General features: G+C 37.5%; 20 protein-coding genes and 1 tRNA gene. 10 read left to right on the forward strand and 11 right to left on the reverse strand.

Annotated features, from left to right (window positions below; genetic code table 11):
- Positions 1-96 precede the first annotated feature (96 nt).
- On the reverse strand, positions 97-2,016 hold the full coding sequence (gene dnaK / locus P375_RS06910) for a molecular chaperone DnaK (protein ID WP_039081447.1): 1,920 nt from the start codon (positions 2,014-2,016) through the stop codon (positions 97-99).
- Between the two features lie 312 nt (positions 2,017-2,328).
- On the opposite strand from dnaK, the gene P375_RS06915 reads away from it, so the two are divergent.
- Together P375_RS06915 and P375_RS06920 are read left to right on the forward strand one after the other, a co-directional pair.
- Entirely contained in the window at positions 2,329-3,642 is a 1,314-nt protein-coding gene (locus P375_RS06915; protein ID WP_039135732.1) for a serine dehydratase subunit alpha family protein, read from the forward strand.
- A 24-nt stretch (positions 3,643-3,666) separates the two neighbouring features.
- Positions 3,667-5,076 (forward strand): YdgA family protein, encoded by a 1,410-nt coding sequence (locus tag P375_RS06920; protein WP_039135733.1) that lies wholly within the window; start codon positions 3,667-3,669, stop codon positions 5,074-5,076.
- Between the two features lie 56 nt (positions 5,077-5,132).
- Here the strand turns inward: P375_RS06920 and P375_RS06925 are convergent, their stop codons facing one another.
- Genes P375_RS06925 through speD form a run of 4 tightly spaced genes read right to left on the reverse strand, consistent with a single transcriptional unit; the run spans position 5,133 to position 9,204 of the window.
- Complete coding sequence (locus P375_RS06925; RefSeq protein ID WP_039135734.1) at positions 5,133-6,359, reverse strand: MFS transporter; 1,227 nt, start codon at positions 6,357-6,359, stop codon at positions 5,133-5,135.
- A complete protein-coding gene (locus P375_RS12180; protein WP_209434490.1) occupies positions 6,359-7,423 on the reverse strand; it encodes a cytochrome P450 in 1,065 nt (354 codons plus the stop codon). The genes P375_RS06925 and P375_RS12180 overlap by 1 nt, the downstream gene beginning before the upstream one ends.
- Positions 7,416-8,807: a coproporphyrinogen-III oxidase family protein gene (locus P375_RS06935; protein ID WP_039135735.1), complete on the reverse strand. Its 1,392-nt coding sequence runs from the start codon at positions 8,805-8,807 to the stop codon at positions 7,416-7,418. The genes P375_RS12180 and P375_RS06935 overlap by 8 nt, the downstream gene beginning before the upstream one ends.
- Positions 8,808-8,823: 16 nt before the next feature.
- A complete protein-coding gene (gene speD / locus P375_RS06940; protein ID WP_039135736.1) occupies positions 8,824-9,204 on the reverse strand; it encodes an adenosylmethionine decarboxylase in 381 nt (126 codons plus the stop codon).
- Positions 9,205-9,700: 496 nt separating this feature from the next.
- On the opposite strand from speD, the gene P375_RS06945 reads away from it, so the two are divergent.
- A complete protein-coding gene (locus P375_RS06945; protein WP_039081450.1) occupies positions 9,701-10,147 on the forward strand; it encodes an RrF2 family transcriptional regulator in 447 nt (148 codons plus the stop codon).
- A gap of 24 nt (positions 10,148-10,171) precedes the next feature.
- Here P375_RS06945 and treC read toward each other — a convergent pair whose 3' ends face one another.
- Together treC and treB are read right to left on the reverse strand one after the other, a co-directional pair.
- The gene (gene treC / locus P375_RS06950) at positions 10,172-11,836 is read right to left on the reverse strand and encodes an alpha,alpha-phosphotrehalase (protein WP_039135737.1); all 1,665 of its coding nucleotides are present in this window, start codon (positions 11,834-11,836) and stop codon (positions 10,172-10,174) included.
- Between the two features lie 10 nt (positions 11,837-11,846).
- Entirely contained in the window at positions 11,847-13,247 is a 1,401-nt protein-coding gene (gene treB, locus P375_RS06955; protein ID WP_039135738.1) for a PTS trehalose transporter subunit IIBC, read from the reverse strand.
- A gap of 299 nt (positions 13,248-13,546) precedes the next feature.
- On the opposite strand from treB, the gene P375_RS06965 reads away from it, so the two are divergent.
- Positions 13,547-13,622: transfer RNA gene (locus tag P375_RS06965), tRNA-Asn, on the forward strand.
- Between the two features lie 101 nt (positions 13,623-13,723).
- Here the strand turns inward: P375_RS06965 and lpxH are convergent.
- Entirely contained in the window at positions 13,724-14,476 is a 753-nt protein-coding gene (gene lpxH / locus P375_RS06970) for a UDP-2,3-diacylglucosamine diphosphatase (protein WP_039135740.1), read from the reverse strand.
- 124 nt (positions 14,477-14,600) lie between these two features.
- Between lpxH and P375_RS06975 the strand changes: the two genes are divergently transcribed.
- Both P375_RS06975 and P375_RS06980 read left to right on the forward strand, forming a co-directional pair.
- Complete coding sequence (locus P375_RS06975) at positions 14,601-15,332, forward strand: 1-acylglycerol-3-phosphate O-acyltransferase (RefSeq protein WP_039135741.1); 732 nt, start codon at positions 14,601-14,603, stop codon at positions 15,330-15,332.
- Positions 15,333-15,351: 19 nt separating this feature from the next.
- Entirely contained in the window at positions 15,352-16,752 is a 1,401-nt protein-coding gene (locus tag P375_RS06980; RefSeq protein WP_039135742.1) for a multicopper oxidase domain-containing protein, read from the forward strand.
- Here the strand turns inward: P375_RS06980 and cueR are convergent, their stop codons facing one another.
- Positions 16,753-17,160 carry a Cu(I)-responsive transcriptional regulator gene (gene cueR / locus P375_RS06985; protein WP_039135743.1) on the reverse strand — a complete coding sequence of 136 codons (408 nt, stop codon included), beginning with the start codon at positions 17,158-17,160 and terminating at the stop codon, positions 16,753-16,755. It abuts the gene before it with no gap.
- Between the two features lie 116 nt (positions 17,161-17,276).
- On the opposite strand from cueR, the gene P375_RS06990 reads away from it, so the two are divergent.
- Both P375_RS06990 and P375_RS06995 read left to right on the forward strand, forming a co-directional pair.
- Positions 17,277-17,660, forward strand: a complete 384-nt coding sequence (locus P375_RS06990; RefSeq protein ID WP_039135744.1) for a copper ion binding protein — start codon at positions 17,277-17,279, stop codon at positions 17,658-17,660.
- Positions 17,627-19,927, forward strand: coding sequence for a heavy metal translocating P-type ATPase (locus P375_RS06995; protein WP_039135745.1), 2,301 nt, complete (start codon positions 17,627-17,629; stop codon positions 19,925-19,927). The genes P375_RS06990 and P375_RS06995 overlap by 34 nt, the downstream gene beginning before the upstream one ends.
- A gap of 77 nt (positions 19,928-20,004) precedes the next feature.
- On the opposite strand, the gene pdxT is transcribed toward P375_RS06995, so the two are convergent.
- Positions 20,005-20,595, reverse strand: coding sequence for a pyridoxal 5'-phosphate synthase glutaminase subunit PdxT (gene pdxT / locus P375_RS07000; RefSeq protein ID WP_039135746.1), 591 nt, complete (start codon positions 20,593-20,595; stop codon positions 20,005-20,007).
- 1 nt (position 20,596) lies between these two features.
- On the reverse strand, positions 20,597-21,484 hold the full coding sequence (gene pdxS / locus P375_RS07005) for a pyridoxal 5'-phosphate synthase lyase subunit PdxS (RefSeq protein WP_018346654.1): 888 nt from the start codon (positions 21,482-21,484) through the stop codon (positions 20,597-20,599).
- Between the two features lie 115 nt (positions 21,485-21,599).
- Here pdxS and P375_RS07010 point away from each other — a divergent pair, with 115 nt between their 5' ends.
- Together P375_RS07010 and P375_RS07015 are read left to right on the forward strand one after the other, a co-directional pair.
- Positions 21,600-23,024 carry a PLP-dependent aminotransferase family protein gene (locus tag P375_RS07010; RefSeq protein ID WP_039135747.1) on the forward strand — a complete coding sequence of 475 codons (1,425 nt, stop codon included), beginning with the start codon at positions 21,600-21,602 and terminating at the stop codon, positions 23,022-23,024.
- Between the two features lie 77 nt (positions 23,025-23,101).
- The coding region (locus P375_RS07015) for a metal ABC transporter solute-binding protein, Zn/Mn family (protein ID WP_039135748.1) at positions 23,102-23,500 on the forward strand (399 nt) is incomplete at its 3' end.

The following is a 23,500-nucleotide window of genomic DNA, read 5'->3' on the forward strand; positions in this document are numbered from 1 at the left end:
CTTTGAATACAGTAAAAGGGCGAGGTGTTTAGCCGTCGCCCATGGGGTAAATTGTAGCAGCTCGAAAAACTCAAGCCACTACATCAGGAGGATAGATTATTTATTATCCTTAACCTCTTCAAACTCAGCATCTACGACATCATCGCCGTTATTTTTCGCACCGCTTTGTGCTTGTTGTTGCTGAGCCTGACCGGCTTGTGCTTGCTGTTGAGCAGCTTGCATTAATTTTTCTGCTGCTTGAATCAAAGCTTGAGTTTTTGCTTCAATTTCTGCTTTATCTTCGCCTTTCGCCGCAGTTTCAAGTTCATTTACTGCTTTTTCAATCGCTGCTTTATCGTCTGCTGCAAGATTTGCACCTACTTCACCCAACTGTTTACGAGTAGTGTGAACCAAGTGATCTGCTTGGTTACGAGCTTGAACTAACTCTTCAAATTTACGGTCAGCTTCAGCATTTGCTTCTGCATCACGCACCATTTGTTGAATTTCTTCATCACTTAAACCGGAAGAGGCTTTAATAGTGATTTGTTGTTCTTTACCTGTACCTTTATCTTTCGCAGAAACGTGGATAATACCGTCCGCATCAATGTCAAAAGTCACTTCGATCTGTGGCATACCACGAGGTGCCGGGTTAATACCTTCCAAATTAAACTGACCAAGTGATTTGTTGTCTGCCGCACGTTTACGTTCACCTTGCAACACGTGAATAGTTACTGCACTTTGGTTATCTTCAGCGGTTGAGAACACTTGTGACTTCTTAGTCGGAATAGTTGTGTTCTTTTCAATCAAGGTAGTCATTACGCCACCCATTGTTTCGATACCGAGTGATAACGGAGTCACATCAAGTAACAATACGTCTTTTACATCACCAGCCAACACACCGCCTTGAACAGCCGCACCAATCGCTACTGCTTCATCCGGGTTCACATCTTTACGAGGTTCTTTTCCGAAGAATTCAGCCACTTTCTGTTGTACCAACGGCATACGGGTTTGACCACCGACCAAAATCACATCATCAATTTCAGAGACGCTTAAATCCGCATCTTTCAATGCAACACGGATCGGATCCATTGATTTTGCAACCAAATCTTCAACTAAAGATTCTAATTTTGCACGAGTCAATTTAATATTTAAGTGTTTTGGTCCGGTCGCATCAGCAGTGATGTAAGGCAAGTTCACATCTGTTTGTTGTGCGGAAGAAAGTTCAATCTTCGCTTTTTCACCTGCTTCTTTCAAACGTTGCATTGCTAACGGATCATTACGTAAATCAATACCCTGTTCTTTTTTGAACTCATCAACTAAGTAATTAATTACTCGGTTATCAAAGTCTTCACCACCCAAGTGAGTATCACCATTGGTTGCTAATACTTCAAACGTTTTTTCACCATCTACTTCATCAATTTCGATAATAGATAAGTCAAATGTACCGCCACCTAAGTCATATACTGCAATAGTATGGTTACCTTTACCTTTATCTAAGCCATAAGCTAATGCTGCTGCTGTTGGTTCGTTAATAATACGTTTAACATCTAAGCCTGCAATTCGACCTGCATCTTTAGTTGCTTGACGTTGAGCATCGTTAAAGTAAGCAGGTACAGTAATTACTGCTTCAGTAACCGGTTCGCCTAAGAAATCTTCTGCTGTTTTCTTCATTTTTTTCAATACTTCAGCAGAAATTTGAGGAGGCGCCATTTTTTCACCTTTCACTTCTACCCACGCATCACCATTATCTGCTTTAACAATATCAAACGGCATAATGCTGACATCACGTTGAACTTCATCATCAGTAAAACGACGACCAATCAAACGTTTAATTGCGAATAGTGTATTTTTCGGATTAGTTACCGCTTGGCGTTTAGCTGGTTGACCAACTAATGTTTCGCCATCTTGAGTATAAGCAATGATAGAAGGCGTTGTACGATCTCCTTCCGCATTTTCAATAACACGCGGTTTATCGCCATCCATCACTGCCACACATGAATTTGTTGTACCTAAGTCAATACCAATAATTTTTCCCATAATCTTTATTCTCCTGATTTTAAATTCGTTTTTAACATCGACTAAATAGGGTTCATTCTAAAATTTACAAGGGATAATTTTTTATTAATCCTCAGTCTTTCATAGAACCCACATCGTTCGTGCCACAATAAATTGAACTTAAAATCCAATTTTCAAGGGCAACTTTAAAAATTTTTTTAATTTTTTTTCATCAATACCATTTTTCTTGATGTTAAATTGTAGTTAGGGCTTAGCAGCTGCTTGATTAACGTGTATATTTATCAACGAAATTATCTGATCGACAATAACACCATCACATTTAATGAGGATTTTATGGATTCACACTTACAACCGTTTGAACACACTCTTATTCAAATCGTTAAGCAAGATGTTGTACCAGCACTTGGTTGTACCGAACCCATCTCTTTGGCGTTAGCCTCTGCCACGGCGGCAAAATATCTCGGTCATTCCAACATTGAAAAAATTGACGCAAAAGTATCGCCGAACCTAATGAAAAACGGATTAGGAGTTTCTGTTCCCGGTACCGGAATGGTGGGCTTACCAATTGCTGCCGCTATTGGTGCCATTGGAGGCAATGCTGATAGCGGTTTAGAAGTGTTAAAAAATATTACGCCTCAACAGGTTGAAAAGGCAAAACAGTTGCTACAAACAGGTGCCGTTAACGTCAGCATTAAGCAGACTGATCATATTTTATATGCAGAATCAACACTTTATAGCGGAAACGACTGGGTTCGCGTCATCATTGAAGAACAACACACTCGCATTACTTCTATTGAGAAAAATGGTCAGATATTGTATCAAAACCCAATTCAAACAATAGATGACGCTTCGCAACATCACATTTTTAATCAACTTAATGCAAAAGATATTTTCGACTTCTCAATGCAGGTCGATGTAGAAAAGATCACTTTTATCAATCAGGCAGAAACACTTAATGCCGCCTTATCACAAGAGGGATTACGCCAAGATTACGGTTTACATATCGGACGTACCTTACAAAAACATATCGGCGATGGTTTGCTTTCTGATGATCTGCTCTCTCGTATAATGATCCAAACAACCGCCGCCTCTGATGCGCGTATGGGTGGAGCAACGTTACCGGCAATGAGCAACTCAGGTTCCGGAAATCAAGGAATAACCGCCACTATGCCGGTTGTTGTTGTCGCCAATCATCTCAATATTGACGGTGAACAGCGTACGCGCGCCCTGTTTTTATCACATTTAATCGCGATTTTTATTCACAGCAAATTACCTAAGCTATCCGCACTTTGTGCAGTCACTACTGCGGCAATGGGAAGCTGTGCCGGTATTTCCTACCTGCTCACCAATAAATTTGACACGGCAGCAATGGCAATCAGCAGTATGATTGGTGATATCAGCGGAATGTTGTGTGACGGTGCCGCCAACAGCTGTGCAATGAAAGTGTCAACCAGCGTAACCTCCGCCTATAAATCGGTGCTAATGGCAATTAATCAGACCGGCGTAACCGGTGATGAAGGGATTGTTGAACATACTATTGATCGCAGCATTGATAATTTATGCGCTATTGCTTGTAAAAGTATGCAGCATACTGATTTTCAAATTATTGAAATTATGGCAAATAAACCGCAAAATCAATGCAAATAAACCACTCGTTTACAAGGAAAAATTATGCAAAAAAAATCACTCACTATTACTGTTGTCGCCTTAGCTGCGATAAGTGCCGTCTGGCTTGGCGGCACTTGGTATACTGGCTCAAAAATTGAAGAACAATATCTCAAACAAATTGACGACATCAACCAACAAGGTTGGATCAAAATTGATGATGTACAGCTAGAACGCCACTTTTTTTTCAGTGATCTTCAATATCAACTTAATATTGATGAATATAGTTATCCGATTCAAACTAAAATTTATCACGGCCCATTGCCGCTTAATAAATTAAGTCAGTTCAAACTGCTGCCAGTGATGGCTTCCAGTGAATCAACGTTGCAAACCGATAATCAAAACAAAAACTTGCCTTTCTACTTGAAAAACGGCGAAAAAAATTACGTCGCTGCCAACCCTTTTACATTAAAAATTGATATAGATTATCAACAAGCTATGGATCTGAATTTTCATTTTTCACCGGGTGAATACCAATCCGATGAAAATAAAATTGTTTGGTCCGGCGGTGAATACAAACTTAAAGTAGATCAGGAGAAAAATATTCACTATTCAATTAACTTAGATGATTTCCGTTTTATTTTACAATCGGAACAAAAAAATATTGATAGCAACATTTTAGTACAAGGTTTAACTTCCGAAGGAAAATTAAAATTAACCAATTTACGCTATTTGCCGATCGGTGACATCAAAACCACAATAAAACGTGCCGAGTTCAACTTTAGATCTCAGGCAAACTCCGCCTATGTCAGCAATATCTCAAAAGATCAAAGCAGCACTGTGAAATTGACACAAGATGGAAACTTTTATGCTATTGATATAGACGGTGATATTGCAGATGTATTAATGAATGAACAATCACTTTATTCACAAACCCTAAAATTACAATTCAAACATTTAAGCGGTGCCGATTTAGATAATTTGTTCGGTGCCAGTTTAAAGGATGATCAAACTCGACTTCATAATTCACTCACTAATTTATTTAATCAACAACCACAATTAGTGATTGCACCATTATCATTGAAAAATAGTGATGGAGAAGCAACATTGAAGGCTAATATTCAGACAGCACCACAAGCCGTAACCAATCTAACACAAAGCTTACCGGATCAATTTTTTGATTCATTGAATATTCATTTAAATCTCGAAAAACCGTTCTTAAATGGGGTTATTAATAATTATGCGACCGCAATGAACAAAATATTTGAGAACAATAAACAAGTTGAACCAATTAATCCGGAAAGACTGCAACAGATCCTGCAAACAAAACTGCAACAACAGGTGACACAAGGCATTTTGCTTGAAACAAAAAATGCATATCAGCTCAATTTAGAACAAAAAGAAGGAGAACTTTATCTTAACCAACAGCAAATACCAAAAGAAGCTTTAGCATTTTTATTAATCTCATTATTTTGATATAACGCTGTCTTCCTTTTAAAAGGAAGACAGTTATTACCTGTATTTAAGCTAAACTATAATGTAGTTTCATCAACAGATTTTTCCTTTGCAAGCAACGCTAAACAAGTTGAGCCAGTTAATACTATCAAGAATGTCAATGTGACAAATGAAAAAACAATACTGAATATAGAAATTACACCTGACAATAAGGAGGATAATGCCTCCGAAGTATTAGCTAATGTTGAGAAAATACCAAAATTTTTTCCTATATTATTTTTTTCAGAATAGGTTTGTATTACGGTAACCAATGTTATATCCACAAAAGCTCCACATACCCCCAATATAAAAGAAAAAGGTAAAAAGATATCAAATGAAAAGAATGAAAAAACAGCTAAACAAAAAAGAATAACACCATAAACAACCCAGAAAAACATTAATTTATTAGGCGTTACTATATTTACACACTTATTATAAATTAATCCTCCAATAATAGTTCCAAATGCCATTAAAGAAAAAATATAGCTAGTAAAAATCTCACCTTTACCCAAAAAAACCGTCACCGCTGGAATAATAAAACGTAATACTGAACCAGTAAACAGGATACAAATTCCAGATCCTATAATCACAATGAATAATTTATTATTAACACGATATAAATAATCAAGACTTAAACACGTATCTTTGTATATTTTTGAAACATTAAACACTTCTTTTTTTCGCGCATCTAACTTACTTAAATTAAAAATAATAAGAATAGATAAAAAGTAAGTTATTGCATTAAACATCAACACCCACGATTTATTTACAGCTATTGATAAAATAAAAGAACAAATTAATGGACCAAGTACCATTGCCATTTCCTCAGCAATTTGAGAAATACTATTTGCATACCCTAGATTTTTATTAGAAACAATTTTTGGAATTGCAGTTCTAAAACTTGGCTGAAAAATACTTCTTCCGATAGTAGTCAGAACAGAAGATAGTATTAATATATAAATATTAATATTCTCATAAAAATATGAAATAAAAAGCAAACAGGTCACTATCAATCTAACTATTTCACTAAATAGTAAAGTATTCTTAATATCTTTATTATCAGCCAACCATCCACCTATAGGACCAAAAAATAAGAATGGAATGAACCTAAAAAAATACACAACTCCAGTAAGAATATAGTTACTACCTGTAATTTCTAGAACAATAAAAACAAATACAACCTCATAAGAGTAATCTCCTAGCTTTGAAATAAATAAAGACGATAATAGTGATGGGAAATTTCTAATTGTTAATAATGCCCGCATTATCCCACCTCAATACTAAATCGAAAAGCACCTAAAGAAGAAACACCTTTTATCAACTCAAATACACTTACATTTTTTATTGAATAATTAGAACATATAAAATCAACACACTTACTAGAAAAACTAAGAGATATTCCCATACCAATACACATATGTACCCCTGAACCAAATGATAATGGCTTTTCATATCTATTTAAAGAAAATTCAAATGGATTTTTAAAAACATTAGGATCAAAATTAGCCATTCCAGTATAAAACATAATCCTATCCCCTTTTTTAAAAATAAAATCTTTATAATTAATATTTTGAGTAACTATTCTTCCCATACATAAAATAGGACTACACAATCGAGATGACTCAGTGATAATATCCCTAACATTTTCTCTTGTCACTGATAAATTAAATTTATAAATATTATAAAGAGAAGCAACAATAAGTTGCATAGTAGTTTGATGAGCTGCAATATATGTAACAACTATATCAGAGGTATTTATATCAGTAGTATTATAGAACCTTTTAAATACATCAAAAATTATTAAAAAAGATTTTACTATAGAAATAAAATGTTCCTTATCCCTTACTCTTCCATCGAAAAGCATTCCAACATTCTCTGCATGTTTAGTTAAGGATATGTCACTTTCAAATCCTACTAACAAACTTGCAAGGTAATTATTTAATTTAGATAGATTTTGTTCATCAATTATTTTTTCTTTCCCTAAAAGTCTTTCTATAATATATAAAATATCTATTTTTTTATAATTATCATGAATCAACCTTACAACACCACTTTTCTTATCATCTCTAAATATAATAGATTTATTAATTAGATGTAAGAACCTTTCCACTAAATCCCTTTCCTTATCAAATAATTCTAGTGGAATTAACATTCTTTTCTTAGAAACATAAGCATTACTCAATAAGTTTGAACAATCTTCATATCCATACACAACCCAATATTTTCTATCTTTATTAAAATAAAATCCTTTTGCTTTGGTATCATAAGAAATAAGTTTCTCATAAAATTCTTTATAAGAGCTAATCAAATCAATATATGTATTACACATAAATTAACTCCTTCTTAGCTATAAATTTTCCCTCAGTATTAAGATGTTTTGCAACAAAATGTTTCATCGCTATTTGTTCAGACTCTGGCATAAGCCAAAACATAATATTTGTATACCAATACCACCCCAATTTTGTTAGATAAAATCGTTCTTTATCCTCAGTAATCAACTTATGACTTTTAAGCTGTGATATTTTTTCTTGTAATGATAATGGGATATTTATCATGTCTATTTTAGATTTTTCCACTTCACCATGATAGGGAAGCCGCATAATCAAAGCTTTCATTTCATCTAAAATCTTTGAATGTTTATTAATAGTCATAGGAATTTTTCCATTCATCATAGAATTTATATAGTTTTGTCTACTAGATGTATTAGTAATAGTATGCTCTCGTATTGATGATACTGCATTCACACCAAACCCATGTAAATCATGATCTGAATATCCATAAACATGTTCATGATAAATAAAACTATATTTATTTGTTACTACAGATTGATCTACTTCATCCACCCTAACATATCCATGCCCATTATGAGGCATAAATCCTTTACTTCTCATATATGAATCAATCAACATACTCATAGAAAATTTTCTAGTAGCTGTTGTTAAAGGTAATCCTCTATCTCGAATAGCTTTATGAAGTTTTGCTTGAGTCATAACATTATCAATTGGATAAATATCAATATTAGATGTTCCTAGTGCAATAGCTTTTTCTAAATCCCTTATTAATTCCTCCTCATCTTGACCATTCATTCCATACAATATATCAAATAATACTGTTTTAAAATTTTTATTTAATAAATCAGCAGCAAAATTAATTTGTTCATATGTCGATGTAAGATTAAATAATTTTCTCCAATTAGGATCAAATGTTTGCAGCCCAAACCTAGGATGAGTAACCCCCATTTCTTTCATGGCAAAAACTTTATCAGACGAAAGGCTTTTTATTTCTATCTCAAATGAAAACTCACAATCTTTAGATAATAGAAAATATTTTTTTATCGCTTCTCCAATTTTAATCATATTATCTGGAGATAGAAGTGATGGTGTCCCTCCACCAAAAAATATAGCTTTTACCGGTATACTAAAATAATCATTTATTTTTGATTTAATCTCTATTTCTTTTATAAGAGCATTAACATATTTATCAACAATATCATGATCTCTATATGCACCTCTAGTAAAAGGACAAAAACTACAAATAGTTTCACAGAATGGAATATGAAAATATAAAGCTCTAGAATTTATGCGAAAGTTACTTCTACCAAGAATGTCGTTTATATTTTCATCAAAAACTCTTTTTCCTTGTGTTGGAAAGAAAAAATTATATACAGGAAATTGGTAATCAAACTTAAATAAACCGTTATCTCGTAAATTCATACTACTCTCCTTATAGTCATGATTTTTTTGTTTTCTCTATTTCTGGAATATGACACCCTCGTTCAATATAGCGATGAGATATTTTTTGTACCTTTGGTAATTTAGCTTCTATCTCTTCTACAGCAGAAAAGCATTTATCTCCACAAGTATAAATATCTATGCTCAAATAGTTTTTTTCCGGATAAGTATGATAAGAAAGATGTGATTCACTAAGCAAAAAGATACCTGTTACACCTTCTCCTTTTGTAGTAAATTTATGCGATAAAAAACCAATAGTATTAAATTTCGTTTTACTTAACACTTTCAAAAAAAATGTTTCTAATAGCTTATCATTTTTGAGAAAATTTATATCACTAAGAATTACATCTAAAATATAATGGTAACCTTTATCTTCCATAAAACCTCTCCTATATATACAAAAAAGGACAGCATACTCTGTCCTTTAATCTTAAATTACCAAGCTACATCATTGAAATCATAATGTTCAGTAGGTAATTCTGTAGCAAAAAGATCGATTGCACTCTCCATAAAAATCTCCTTAATAGATTACTTAACAATGATAATGACACTTACAACTTAAAAGTGTCGAATATGATTTATAAATATAAAAGAACTTTTTGTAAACAAAAATTTAACAAAAAGTTATTTTTTTAACAATTAGTATTTCATATCAAAATAGGATTTGCTGATATGTTTCTTCATGCAGTTTTAGGTAGAGGTATAGAGAATGAAATAACACGTTTTGTCATAGCTTGCTTTGCTATAACCCAAGTTATCTAATACCAAAACTTGATACAAAATAAATAAACGTGTTTTAAAAAAAAGCGGAACATTGCCTATAAGATCAAGAAAGAGTAAGATTTTATATTGTTATTAATTAATTAAGAATATTTATGAAATTAAGTACTTTTACTGATTACAATTTGCGTGTTCTGCTTTATCTCGCAGCACACCAAGATAGGCTTTCCACCATTCAGGAAATTGCGCTCGCTTACAATATTTCTGAAAATCATCTAATGAAAGTAATTCATCATCTTGCGAAAAATGATCTCATTTTATCCATTCGTGGTAAGGGTGGTGGTATTCGTTTACATCGAGCGCCGAGCGAATTGAATTTAGGGAAAATTGTTCGTTTAGCGGAGCAAAAAGGGCCTATCGTTGAATGCTTGGGAGATAAAAATAAGTGTTGTATCGCACCGAGCTGTCGTCTGCCATTGGCATTAAATGATGCATTCAACTCTTTTTATGAAACGTTATCTAAATATACGTTAGCCGATGTGATGATAGATGGCGCGACAATGCAGCCTTTGTTGGCTAACAATGAGAAAGGTGCTGCCTAAAAGCAACACCTTTCTATGTGCTGTCTATCTTAATAAATAGATAGCCTGATAAGGTTTTAACTTGATCGTTTCCGTCTGACAGCAAATTTCATCATAATTATTCAGCAAGATTTGGTACTGTGTAATATCCATTTCTCTATCTAAATTGAACAGCAGTTCTTTGTCAGTTAAATTTGCCAACACAAATAAACAGCTATCCTCACTTTCCCGTCGATAACACCACAAAGAATCAGATTCCGGCAATAAATCCTGATAATTACCTTCCGTAAAAATCGGGTACTGTTTTCGTAATGCAATTAAGCGTTGATAACAATAAAATACAGAGTTTCTGTCTGCCAAGGCTTGTTGTACGTTCAGCTGTTGATAATTTCCGGCAACTTCAATCCAGCTTTCTCCCTCACTAAAACCGGCGTTTTTATCTTGATTCCATTGCATTGGAGTGCGACTGTTGTCACGCGATTTCTGCGCTAAAATTTTCAGCAACAATGCTTCAGGTACACCTTTGTTCTGTAATTCCTGATACATATTTAGGCTTTCCACATCACGATACTGATTTAGTGAAGTAAAATTCGGATTGGTCATCCCGATTTCCTCACCTTGATAAATATAAGGCGTACCTTGAAGACCGTGTAAAATCATTGCCCATAATTTTGCAGAAACTATTCGTAATGTCCCCTCATCTCCAAAACGTGAAACAATGCGAGGTTGATCGTGATTACACCAAAACAATGCATTCCACGCTTTACCATTCATTCCGCACTGCCAATAATGGAAAATCCTTTTTAATTCAACAAAATCCGGTTTCGCATAACTCCATTTTTCACCGTTTGGATAATCCACTTTCAAATGATGGAAATTAAACGTCATTGAAAGTTCCGTTTCTTGCAAATTGGCATATTGCTGACAATGTTGCAAACTAGTTGAAGACATTTCTCCAACCGTCATTAAGCCTCTTGGTTGAAAAACATCTCGACTTAGTTCCTGCATAAATTCGTGAATACGCGGTCCATCGGTATAAAAACGGCGACCATCGCCTTGATCATCATTCGGAAAACGCTGATCTTTAGAGACCAGATTAATCACATCCAATCTTAAACCGTCAACCCCTTTATCTGCCCAAAAGTGGCAAATCTTTTTCAATTCGGCACGCACTTTCGGATTTTCCCAATTTAAATCGGCCTGTTCTGTTGCAAAAAGATGCAAATAATGCTTGCCTACTTTTTCGCTCCATTGCCACACATTACCGCCGAATTTGGAACGCCAATTATTCGGCAATTTATCTTTATGCTCGCCTCGCCAAATATAAAAATCGTGATATTTACTATTAATATCTTGTGCCTGTTTAAACCATTGATGTTCAGTTGAAGTATGATTGAACACCATATCCATAATCACTCTGATATTTCGCTGATGTGCCTGTTCAACTAAATTTTCAAAGTCCACCATTGAACCGTAACTCGGATCAATCGCACAGTAATCAGCAACGTCATAACCATTATCGACCTGTGGCGAAACATAAATTGGTGTAATCCAAATGGCATCCACACCCAAATTTTTTAAATAATCCAAGTGCTGCGTAATACCATTAATATCACCGGTGCCCGAGCCGGTCGTATCCTGAAAACTTTTTGGGTAAATTTGGTAAATAACGCCTGTTTTCCACCATTGTTGTTGAGAAGCCTGCTGCATAATTATCTCCTTATAAAGTGCCATTTGCGGCTTTACGTTTATAAACAATAGCGGTTAAAACCAATGGGACAATAATGGCAATCAGCATTGCTAATGCATAAATCAACCAGAATTGCAGTTTGATCGATAAAATTCCCGGCAAACCGCCTACTCCGATACCATTTGCCAACACGCCACTGAAACCACAAAGCAATGCCGCAAACGCAGAGCCAATCATTGCGCATAGCATAGGGAAACGATATTTTAAATTGATACCGTACATTGCCGGTTCTGTTACTCCTAAATAAGCGGAGATTGCTGCCGGCACTGAAATTTCGCGTTCATTGGCTTTCTTGCTGACCAACACGGCTGAAGCTTGAGCAATATTCGATAATGCAATCAGTGGCCACACCGGTGTTCCGCCCATACTTTGAATCATCTGCATATCAATCGCTAATGTGGTTTGATGCACTCCGGTAATAACCAATGGCGCATAAAGGAAACCAAATAATGCTGCGCCGATTGGTGCAAAACTGCCAGTCATTGCGGCACGAACCACATAAGCCACGCCGTTGCCAATTTCGCGTCCGATAGGTCCAATAATGGAATGTGCTAAAAAGACAGCGATAATCAATGAAACAACAGGCACAATCACAAGATTCAATGAATCCGGCACAATCTTTCTTAAACGTGTTTCCAACCAACCTAAGGTTAAACCAGCCATAATGGAAGGAATCACTTGCGCTTGATAACCGACTTTATCAATCGTAAATAAACCAAAATCCCAAACATCCGGTATTTGTGTTCCTAAACCATAGGAATTCATTAATTGCGGAGAAACCAAGGTAACACCTAATACAATACCTAATATCGGTGAACCTCCCATTTTTTTCACTGTAGACCAACAGATACCGACCGGTAAATAGAAGAAAATTGCTTCACCAATTAACCATAAGAAATCATAAATGGTTTGCCACATTGGGCTTGTCTGTACCAACGTCTTGCCATCCGATAAAGGAATATCGCCGATAACATTACGGAAACCCAGAATCAAACCTCCACTAATCAATGCCGGCAATAGCGGAATAAAAATTTCCGCAAAATGGGAAATTAAGCGTTCGTGCCATTTCATATTTTGCCTAGCAGCTGTTTTAACATCATCTTTACTCACTTCACTAATTGAAGTCTGTTTCACTAATTCTTTGTAATACAAATCTACTTCGGGTCCAATTACCACCTGAAATTGTCCAGCATTAGTAAAACAACCTTTTACCATTGGTAAATCTTCTATTGCTTTAACATCTGCTTTCGCCGTATCGTTCAGTACAAAACGTAACCTTGTAATACAATGTGTCGCCGACGCAATGTTATCTTTACCGCCTATTAATGTAATCAACTTGGTGATATTTTGCGGATCAATTTTTTTTGCCATAGTGTCCTCAAGATCTAATCTAATCAACTAAATTAACCAGTAACAGCATAACCAATGATGAAGTTTTACACAATGGGAACGTTCCCAAATTGAGATCAAGATCACAAAATACACCTATCTTTAATGATCTTCGTGCTAAAAATAAGAAAAGGAATAACATAATTAAACTGATTTTGTTGATAATCAGTATAAGTGAGGCAAAATAATTTTGTGCTATCGCAAAAATTAGATAATGGCAAACTGTTGACAAAGACGAGCAAAATCAATAAAATCTCGCCCGCATTGCCCAATGGGGCTATTCCTCCTTAGTTCAGTCGGTAGAACGGTGGACTGTTAATCCATATGTCGCTGGTTCAAGTCCAGCAGGAGGAGCCAAATTTTTTCTTTTGGTACTATGTTTTATTTGTCTCCTTTTATGAAATTTAGTCTTTATGCCAAAAGAATTTCGCCCATAGTAAAACTATGGGCTTTCTTTTTTATGTTTCTTTTATACTTCCATACTCTTCCGGCAATCCTAAATTCAAAAAATAGCCTGCTTTATCTTTTTCAACCACAAAAACTGATAATTTATCACGCCAATCACCCAAAACAATCCGTTTCCTGCCATTTTCTAAATAATGAATTGCTTGACGATGCGTGTGTCCGTGAATAATTTGTTCTACTTGAAACTTATCAAATATTTCCGTTACAGTTTGCGCATTTACATCCATAATCTGCAATGATTTTTCCTTTTTATCATACTGACTCTGACGGCGAATTCGTTGTGCTAAATCAATCCGCCATTGCAATGGCAAACAGAGAAACAATTTTTGTAACCAACGCTGATGAACTCTCTTGCGGAATTTTTGATAGGCTATATCATCGGAACAAAGCGTATCACCGTGACAGACCAATGTTGCCACACCAAACAACGCCAATTTTTGATATTCCGGCAGTAACTGTACGCCGGTTTCTTGTGCGAATTTCTTTCCAATCAGAAAATCACGATTACCGTGACAAAAATAACAAGCAATCCCCTTTGATGTCAGATCGAGCAATAATTGTTTAATTTCATCAATCTGCTTCGAATGCTCATCATCTCCTACCCAAAAATCGAACAAATCACCTAAAATATATAACGCTTGCGCCTCCGGAGCTTTTTCCGTCATAAAATAACGAAACAATGCAAGTAAATGCGGCGATTGCATACTCAAATGTAAATCAGCAATAAAATAAATCGGTTTATCCATCTTCTATTTATCATTAATCAAGAAAGGAAATACTATAAAGCATTTTCCGCATAAACGCTTTGTTCTTTTGTACTTGTTCCCCTAATTTCGCTATACTTGCGCTAATTTATGTGAGGGATAAGCTATGCTTAAAGTAATTCGTATTATTGTAGTCGCTATTTGTTGTATTTTAATCTGTATCATTGGTTCTCTTTATTCATTAATTAATTTTAAAAATCCGAACAATGTGGCGGTATTTGCACACTGGTTTGCTCGTCTCCACCCACTTTTCGGGCTGAAAGTCGAATATCGTTATCCTCAAGGTGCAGACAAATTTGAACGTTGTATTTATGTCGGTAACCACCAAAATAATTATGATATGGTTACTATTTCTCATATGGTAATGCCTCGTACTGTCAGTGTTGGGAAAAAAAGCCTAATTTGGATCCCATTTTTCGGCGTACTTTACTGGATTACCGGTAATATTTTTATTGATCGAGAAAATCGCAGTAAAGCCCACAACACAATGACAACCCTGGCTAAACGCATTCATAAAGATAATCTTTCAATCTGGATGTTCCCCGAAGGTACACGCAGCCGCGGTCGCGGTTTATTGCCATTTAAAACCGGCGCATTTTATGCTGCTGTTGAAGCCGGTGTTCCGGTTGTTCCGGTTGTTTGTTCATCAACACATAATAAAATTGATCTTAATCGTTGGCATAACGGCACCGTAATTTGCGAAATGTTACCGCCAATCGACAGCAAAGCGTACAATAGAGAAACCGTACGCAATTTTGCGCAAAATTGTCACGATCTAATGGCTAAGCGTATTGCTGAACTTGATGCCGAAATCGCACAAAAACAACAAAAATCCTAGTCAAAAAGAGGAGGAAATTATGGGAAATTATTCACGTCGCCGCTTTTTACAAGGTTCTTTAGCAATTGTTGCCGGCAATGTTTTGCCTTGTACCGTTAGGGCTGATAGCAATCCTCCTCTCTGGATTCCTCCTTTAACTTCTGTCGGTCGTGGTTCGCCGATTTTACTGAATGCTCGTAATGTCAAAAAAGCCTTTAATAACAATAAAGTTGATGCTTGGGGATTTAACGGTTTTTACTTAGGTCCGACCATCAAAATGAAACAGAATGATTTTTTGCGTCTTACTTATCGAAATAATTTAAGCGAAGCTATTGCGATCAATATTCAAGGTTTACAAGCTAACGGCGAGGTTTCAGGCAGCATTAATCGTAATTTGGCACCCAACAGCTCTTGGTCGCCGATCATTCAGATCAAACAATCCGCATCAACCTGTTGGTATCACAGTGATACCATTGGTCGTTCCGCTTATCAAAGCTATCGAGGCTTAATCGGAATGTGGATTATTGAAGATGAAGAAAGCAAAAAAGGTTTATTACCGAATAAATATGGTGAAAATGATATTCCATTGATATTACAGGATATTTCTTTAAATTATGATGGTCAGCAAGTCTTTAATCTAGAGAAAAATTCGTTTTTAGGTAAACAACTGTTTGTTAATGGACAACGTAATCCGTTTATCAATGTTGCACGCGGTTTTATTCGTCTTCGTTTGTTAAATGCTTCGGTTTCACGCCCATATTATCTGCACTTAGATAACCAGCAACCTTTCTTCAAAATTGCTTCCGGATTAGGATTTCTTCCGCAGCCACTCGAACAAAAAGTATTGTTATTGGCACCGGGCGAACGTGCTGAAATTTTGGTCAATACCAATCAAAACAAACCGTTACGTCTGCTTGCCGGCGATTCGGCAAATATTATTGATAAAGTAAGGGGTTGGCTGGGAATGTCCGATCATCTGGAAAATAATCTTGTTGTCGAGTTGCGTCCGCAAGGTTTAGCTTCCGCTTTTGCTCAACAAAAACCGACTTTGCCGGATGCCAAACTGGGGTTGCCGCTTTCACCGCAAAAAGAGCGACACATCCATTTAAGTACCCAAGATGCAATGATCAATCAACGCCGTTTTGATCCTCGCCGTATTGATATTTTTGCGCAATTAAACAGCGTTGAACGTTGGGTACTCACTGCCGATCAAGCCACCGGCTTCCAATTACAAGGGGCGAAATTCCTGATCGAACAGCAAAACGGCGAACGCAACAAAAAAGAGATGTTGGCTTGGACAGATACCGTTTGGGTAGAAGGCGAAACCCGCATTTTAGTGCAATTTGATAATCCTTCTTCCAACTCCTATCCATTTATTTTTGGGGCATCCAATCTATTACTCTCAGATAAAGGCTGTATGGGATTACTGGTTGTTCAATAATCAAGTTTTGTGGCAACAATATTGTCCGCTTAAGGAATTGATAATCGGGCAATTTTCACTATCATCTCCCGGACATTGCGCCGCTAATGCACTCAATTTAGTCCGCATTTGTTGCAATTTGGCAATCTGAGCATCAATTTCGTCAATCTTCGCTAAAGTTTGCGCCTTAACATCTGCACTTCGTCGGTGAGGATTGCGATACAACGCCAATAATTGTTCACATTCCAGCAGAGAAAACCCTATTTCTCTCGCTTCACGAATCAAATTTAATGCTTCAATATGCTGCATATTATATTGGCGATAACCATTAACACTCCGATCTGGCGGCGCAATCAAACCTTTCTGTTCATAAAATCGGATTGCTTTCGCACTCAGATTAGTCAATTTAGCTACTTCATTAATATACATCTTTTCTCCTTGACTTTAACCTTACAGGAAGGTTTATTGTAGCACCGTTTGATGAGTTCGCTACACAGCCTGAACTCAATACCAACAAAAAAATACAAAATATATGGAGAATAAAAATGACACTATTAAAACTTTCTGATCTCTCTTGCCAACATTGTGTAAAAAGTGTAACTAATGCGCTTTCCGCCGTAGCCGGTGTCGAAAACGTAAAAGTTTCTCTGCATTATGCCTATGTCGAAGGAAATGCCGACAGTGAAGCCTTAATCAAAGCCGTGGTTGACGCCGGTTATCAAGCCGAAGTTGCTAGCGAGCCGGCTCAAACCTTATCTTTATCGGGTCTTAATTGCCAACATTGCGTTAACAGCGTAAAAAATGCGCTTGAAAAATTGCCTGATGTGGTGTTTGTCGATGTAGAAAAAACTTCAGCGAAAATTTATGGCGATGCCGCTTTAGAAACCTTAATCCATTGCGTGGAGCAAGCCGGTTATTCGGCAAAGTAGCCTCTCAACGTGTTGAATCCTGTCAGCCACAACACGTTGAAACTGAAACAATAACGGCTGACGCACTATCACCTAGCACTCCACAAGAAAATGAACAGCTATTTCTGATTAGTGGTATGTCCTGTGCTGCCTGTGTTGCTAAAGTTGAAAAAGCAATCCGAAAAGTCTCTCAAGTTGAACAGGTTAGGGTAAATTTGGCTGACAACACTGCTGCCGTGGTTGGTGGAGATAGCGATCAAATCTCGCAAGCGGTTACCGCTGCCGGTTATCAAGCGGAGCTGCTGGAAGATGAAATCACTCGTGCGCAAAAAATTGAGCAAAAATATCAACAAGATATTCAGCATAAAATCAGACAAACCACAGTGGCATTGGTTGTCGGTTTCGGCTTAATGATTGCTATGTGGTTAAAGCTACTGCCATCATATGAACGGTTTGGTCAAGCGCATCCTGTTGGTTATCAAGCTTTCTATTTGCTGCTAAGTTTATTGGTAATTGCTGCTATTTATTATTCAGGCAAACACTTTTTTGTGCGCGCTTGGACGAATTTATTGCACAAGACAACATCAATGGATACCTTGGTGACACTGGGCGCATTAACCAGCTTACTGCTTTCACTGCTGATTATTCTCTTTCCGCATCAATTTACGCAACATCATCTTTATCTGGATTCCGGTTTAATGGTGATTGGTTTCGTCAATATCGGCAAAATTTTAGAAAGTCGTGGTAAAAAATCCGCAAGTACAGCCTTATCTGCTTTAATGGATCTTTTGCCGCAACAAAGCACGGTGATTGAAAACGGACAGACCAAAACGATTCCGACCAAACAAGTACAGCCGCAGATGCTATTGCAATTACAAACCGGCGATAAAATTCCGGTTGATGGCAAGCTCAATTCGGGCGAACTTTGGGTAAATGAAGCAATTCTGACCGGTGAATCTCAACCGATAAAGAAAAATATCGGTGATATCGTTACCGCCGGAACCTTGGTCAGCAATGGCGGTGGGCAGATGTTGGCAACGCAAACCGGTCGCAACACCACATTGGCACAAATGATTCGGACAATCGATCAGGCGCAAACCTCTAAGCCGCAGTTAGCGACACTGGTTGATAAAATTGCTGCCATTTTTGTGCCAACCGTTTTACTTATCGCCACCTTGACTTTCTGTTTGTGGTTGTTCAATGGTGCAGATATTAGTGCCGCTACCTTGGCTGCAATTTCAGTATTGGTAATCTCTTGCCCTTGTGCATTAGGATTGGCAATCCCAATGTCTATTATTGTCGGAACAGGACAAGCGGCTAAATTGGGCATTTTGGTAAAAGAGGCAAACGGATTACAGCACCTTAGCCAAGTCAAACATATTTTCTTTGACAAAACCGGCACGCTCACCAGCGGAAATACACAAGTAACCGCTGTTTGGCAACAGAATCGTGAAAGTTTCGCCATTGCCGCCGCAATTGAACAAAATATGGCACATCCTTTGGCCCAAGCAATTATCCAATTTGCACAACAGCAATCTGCCGTTTTGCCGACAATTAAACAAGTCAATGTGATTGCCGGAAAAGGATTGCAAGCGACCATTGAACAACAGCAATGGCTTTTGGGCAGTTTAAGTTTTATGCAGGAACAACAGGTAGATCTGCAACCTTGCCAAACTTTTATTCAGCAACAATTACAACTTGCCGCTAGCTTAGTCTTTTTAGCCAACGGCAAAAAGGTAATTAATGTGTTTGCGATCAGCGATCAGATCAAACAGGATGCCTCAATCGCATTGCAACAACTTAAACAACAGCAGATTGATTGCACAATGTTGACCGGTGACAATCACCAAACTGCAGAGGCTTTTGCCAAACAGCTCGGCATTACACGGGTGATTGCGCAAGCCTCGCCGCAACAGAAAGCAGAACAAATCAGCCAAAGTCGTCAAAACGGCATTACCGCAATGGTCGGCGATGGCGTGAATGATGCACAGGCATTTGTGATGGCGGATGTTTCGATTGCAATGGGCAACGGTGCCAAAGTTTCAATGGAAACAGCGGATTTAACTTTGCTCAATACTAATTTGATGACATTAGTCAATGCGATTCGTATCGCCAAAGCTATCTTTAACAATATTAAATTAAGTCTATTTTTTGCCTTTATTTATAACATTATTTTAATTCCGGTTGCGGCATTCGGTTTATTAAACCCAATGTGGGCAGCATTGGCGATGGCGTGCAGTTCAATTACGGTTGTAATTAATGCCAATCGACTTCGTTATTGGAAATAGTAGAAAATCAAGGAACAATAGAAATATCGAGGAACAGTAGGTTCGCCCCAATCGGCGAACCTACTTTTTTAAACATTTTATTTCTGTGCTACCAGCTGTAAAAACAGCTGCATAACACGTTCATCTGCGCTTAATTCCGGATGAAAAGAGCAAGCCAATAAATTGCCCTGCTTTACTAAAATGGGACGTTTACCAATTTCAGCCAAGACTTCCACCTCTGGCGATAACAATGTTTCCACATAAGGCGCGCGGATAAAAATTGCCGGAAAAGGTGATGATAAACCGTTAACATCTAAATAGGTTTGAAAACTGTCCACTTGTCTGCCAAATGCATTACGACGCACCGAAATATCCAACAATGATAAATAGGGCTTTTCACCGCCGACAATCTCTTTCGCCAATAAAATCATTCCGGCGCAAGTGGCAAAAACCGCTTTCCCCTGTTTCACAAATTTCTTGATCGCCTTAATAAAGCCATAATCACGCATCAATTTGCCGATTACCGTGCTTTCACCGCCAGGCAACACTAATCCGTCTAAACCGTCCAATTCTGCCGGCTGTTTAATCGCTATCGCATCCACGCCCAACTTTTGCAACTGCGCAATATGTTCACTTACCGCGCCTTGCAAGGCTAATACGCCGATCCGATAACCTTGATTGCCACTCATATTACCAACCTCGTTCCTGCATCCGTTCTTCTAAACTTAATTTAGCAATATCAATGCCCTTCATTGCTTCGCCTAAATCTTCTGATAAACGCGCAATCAAATCATAATCTTGGTAATAGGTGGTCGCTTGCACAATCGCTTTAGCAAATTTTTCCGGATTTTCCGATTTAAAAATACCTGAACCAACAAACACACCGTCTGCGCCCAACGCCATCATTAGCGCTGCATCCGCCGGCGTTGCCACACCACCCGCCGCAAAATTCACTACCGGCAAACGTCCTTGTTGTTTAATTTGTAATAACAACTGATAAGGCGCACCTAAATTTTTAGCTTCTGTCATCAACTCATCTTCACTCATTGCCACCACTTTACGCACTTGAGCATTCACTTTGCGCATATGACGCACCGCTTCCACGATATTGCCGGTTCCCGGTTCACCTTTGGTACGCAACATTGCCGCACCCTCGCCGATACGGCGCAATGCTTCGCCAAGGTCACGGCAACCGCAAACAAACGGCACGGTATACTCACTTTTTAATAAATGAAACTCCTCATCCGCCGGCGTTAACACTTCACTTTCATCAATATAATCAACGCCCATTGCTTCCAGTACTCTTGCTTCAGTGATATGACCGATTCTGACTTTTGCCATTACCGGAATGGAAACCGCATTCATTACCTCTTTGACAATTCTAGGATTCGCCATTCGTGCAACACCGCCGGCAGCACGAATATCTGACGGCACACGCTCCAACGCCATTACCGCAACCGCACCCGCTGCTTCTGCGATTCTTGCTTGCTCTGCATTGACGACATCCATAATCACACCGCCTTTTTGCATCTGCGCCATACCGCGTTTTACCACATCACTTCCAACAATCTTATTCATTTTTTTCTCCTTGCTTCGATAATTGAATTGTTATGCGGTTGTTATTTTTCGCTATTCAGATATGATTAAAAGTATCAGTTTTAATAAATTTAACCAGATCAGATTTAAAAATTAAATGAACGAAATCCATTTAAAACTTAATAAAAACAGTGATACGCCGCTCTATTTACAACTTTATCAACAACTTAAAAAAGATATTAGTGCCGGCATCTTGGCATTGGGCGAAAAGCTACCGTCAAAACGCCACTTAGCAAAATCCTTATTGGTTAGCCTTAGCACGATTGAAGCAGCTTATGCACAATTACAGGCTGAAGGCTATATTGAAGCGCAACCACGTGCGAGGTTTAAAGTCTGTTTTGATCATCAACAACTATTTCATAACGATCTGCCGCTTAAAACCGATCAAGCATCAAAAACAGACAAAATGTATCGCTTTGATTTCAATCCCAACGCTATCGATACCCAAACCTTTCCGCTTAATCTCTGGAAAAAACAGCTACGCCGCTTAAGCAATCACCAGTTACAACAACTGCTCTGTCTTGGCGAAAAACAGGGCGACCGTTATTTACGCGAACAGCTCAAACATTATCTTTATTCCGCTAGGGGAGTACGTTGTCAAATTGAACAGATTATTATCATTGCAGGTGCGGAAACAGCAATGACTCAATTATGTTGGCTATTTGATCATTTACAAGAGAAACAACCATTTAAATACGCAATGGAGCAGTACGGTTATACCGCAGTAGAAAAGCTCTTAACCATTATTCATAAAGAGATCATTAAATTACCCATTATTAATGATTCACAAAAAATTAATCTCGAATTGCTTGAAAAACACAATATCAATATTCTGTATGCAACCCCTTCGCATCAATATCCTTATGCCAATGTGCTGTCCATTAATGAACGCCATCAGCTCCTTGAATGGGCAAAAAAACAAAAAAATCGTTACATCATAGAGGATGATTATGACAGTGAATTCCGCTATCAAGGGCGACCAATTCCAGCATTACAAAGTTTGGATCACGCCGAAAAAGTGATCTATCTTGGCTCGTTTTCCAAACTGTTAATGCCCTCATTACGCCTAAGTTTTATGGTATTGCCACCACATTTACTCAAACATTATCAACAAGTATGCGGACAATTTAATTGCACCGTTCCTCGTATTAATCAACATCTGGTGGCAAATTTAATGCAAAGCGGTGATTTTGAACGCCATATCCAACGTATGCGCACACATTACCGTAAACGTATGGAATTATTATGCCAATTACTACAACCCTATCGGCGAAACATCCATTATTACGGCACCCAATCCGGTTTTTACTTATTAATTGAGCTTTTCAATGACCACAGAACACTAGATGAACTGACAACCTTAGCGGAACAGGCACAAATCAAACTTTACCCGATTTTTAACCAACAACAAAAACGCCTGTTTTCGCTCGGTTTTGGCAATCTAAGCAGCACAGAATTAACACAAGCTATCCCATTATTAATGCAAACTTGGCATTATTCTCCTGACAATATTTCCACTTAAAATAACTAAAACAACTTGCTTTATCGGATAAAAAAGCATAGTGTATTTTCCCCATTTAATCATCAAGAGGAAATAGTATGTGTAAGTTATTAATAAATAAATTAAGTAAATTCACCATAGCTCTTTCAGCTATATCCGCTACCACATTTGCTAATGCCGATATTTTAACTTCGGTGCGGCCACTTGGTTTCATTGCCTCATCAATTGCTGATGGCGTAACAAAAACGCAAATACTTATTCCTGCCGGTGCTTCGCCACACGATTACAATATGAAACCTTCTGATGCAAAACGAGTTCGTGATGCTGAATTTGTACTTTGGATCGGCAAAGATATTGATGCTTTTTTAGAAAAATCTATTGCACAACGTGATGCAACCAGCGTATTAACTATCAGTAAATTAGCCGGTATTGAATCGTTATTAGGCGAAACTTCAGCTCACGACCACGATCACGACCATGACCACGACCACGACCAC

The sequence above is a fragment of the Gallibacterium genomosp. 2 genome, from assembly GCF_000771895.1.
Classification (GTDB): domain Bacteria; phylum Pseudomonadota; class Gammaproteobacteria; order Enterobacterales; family Pasteurellaceae; genus Gallibacterium.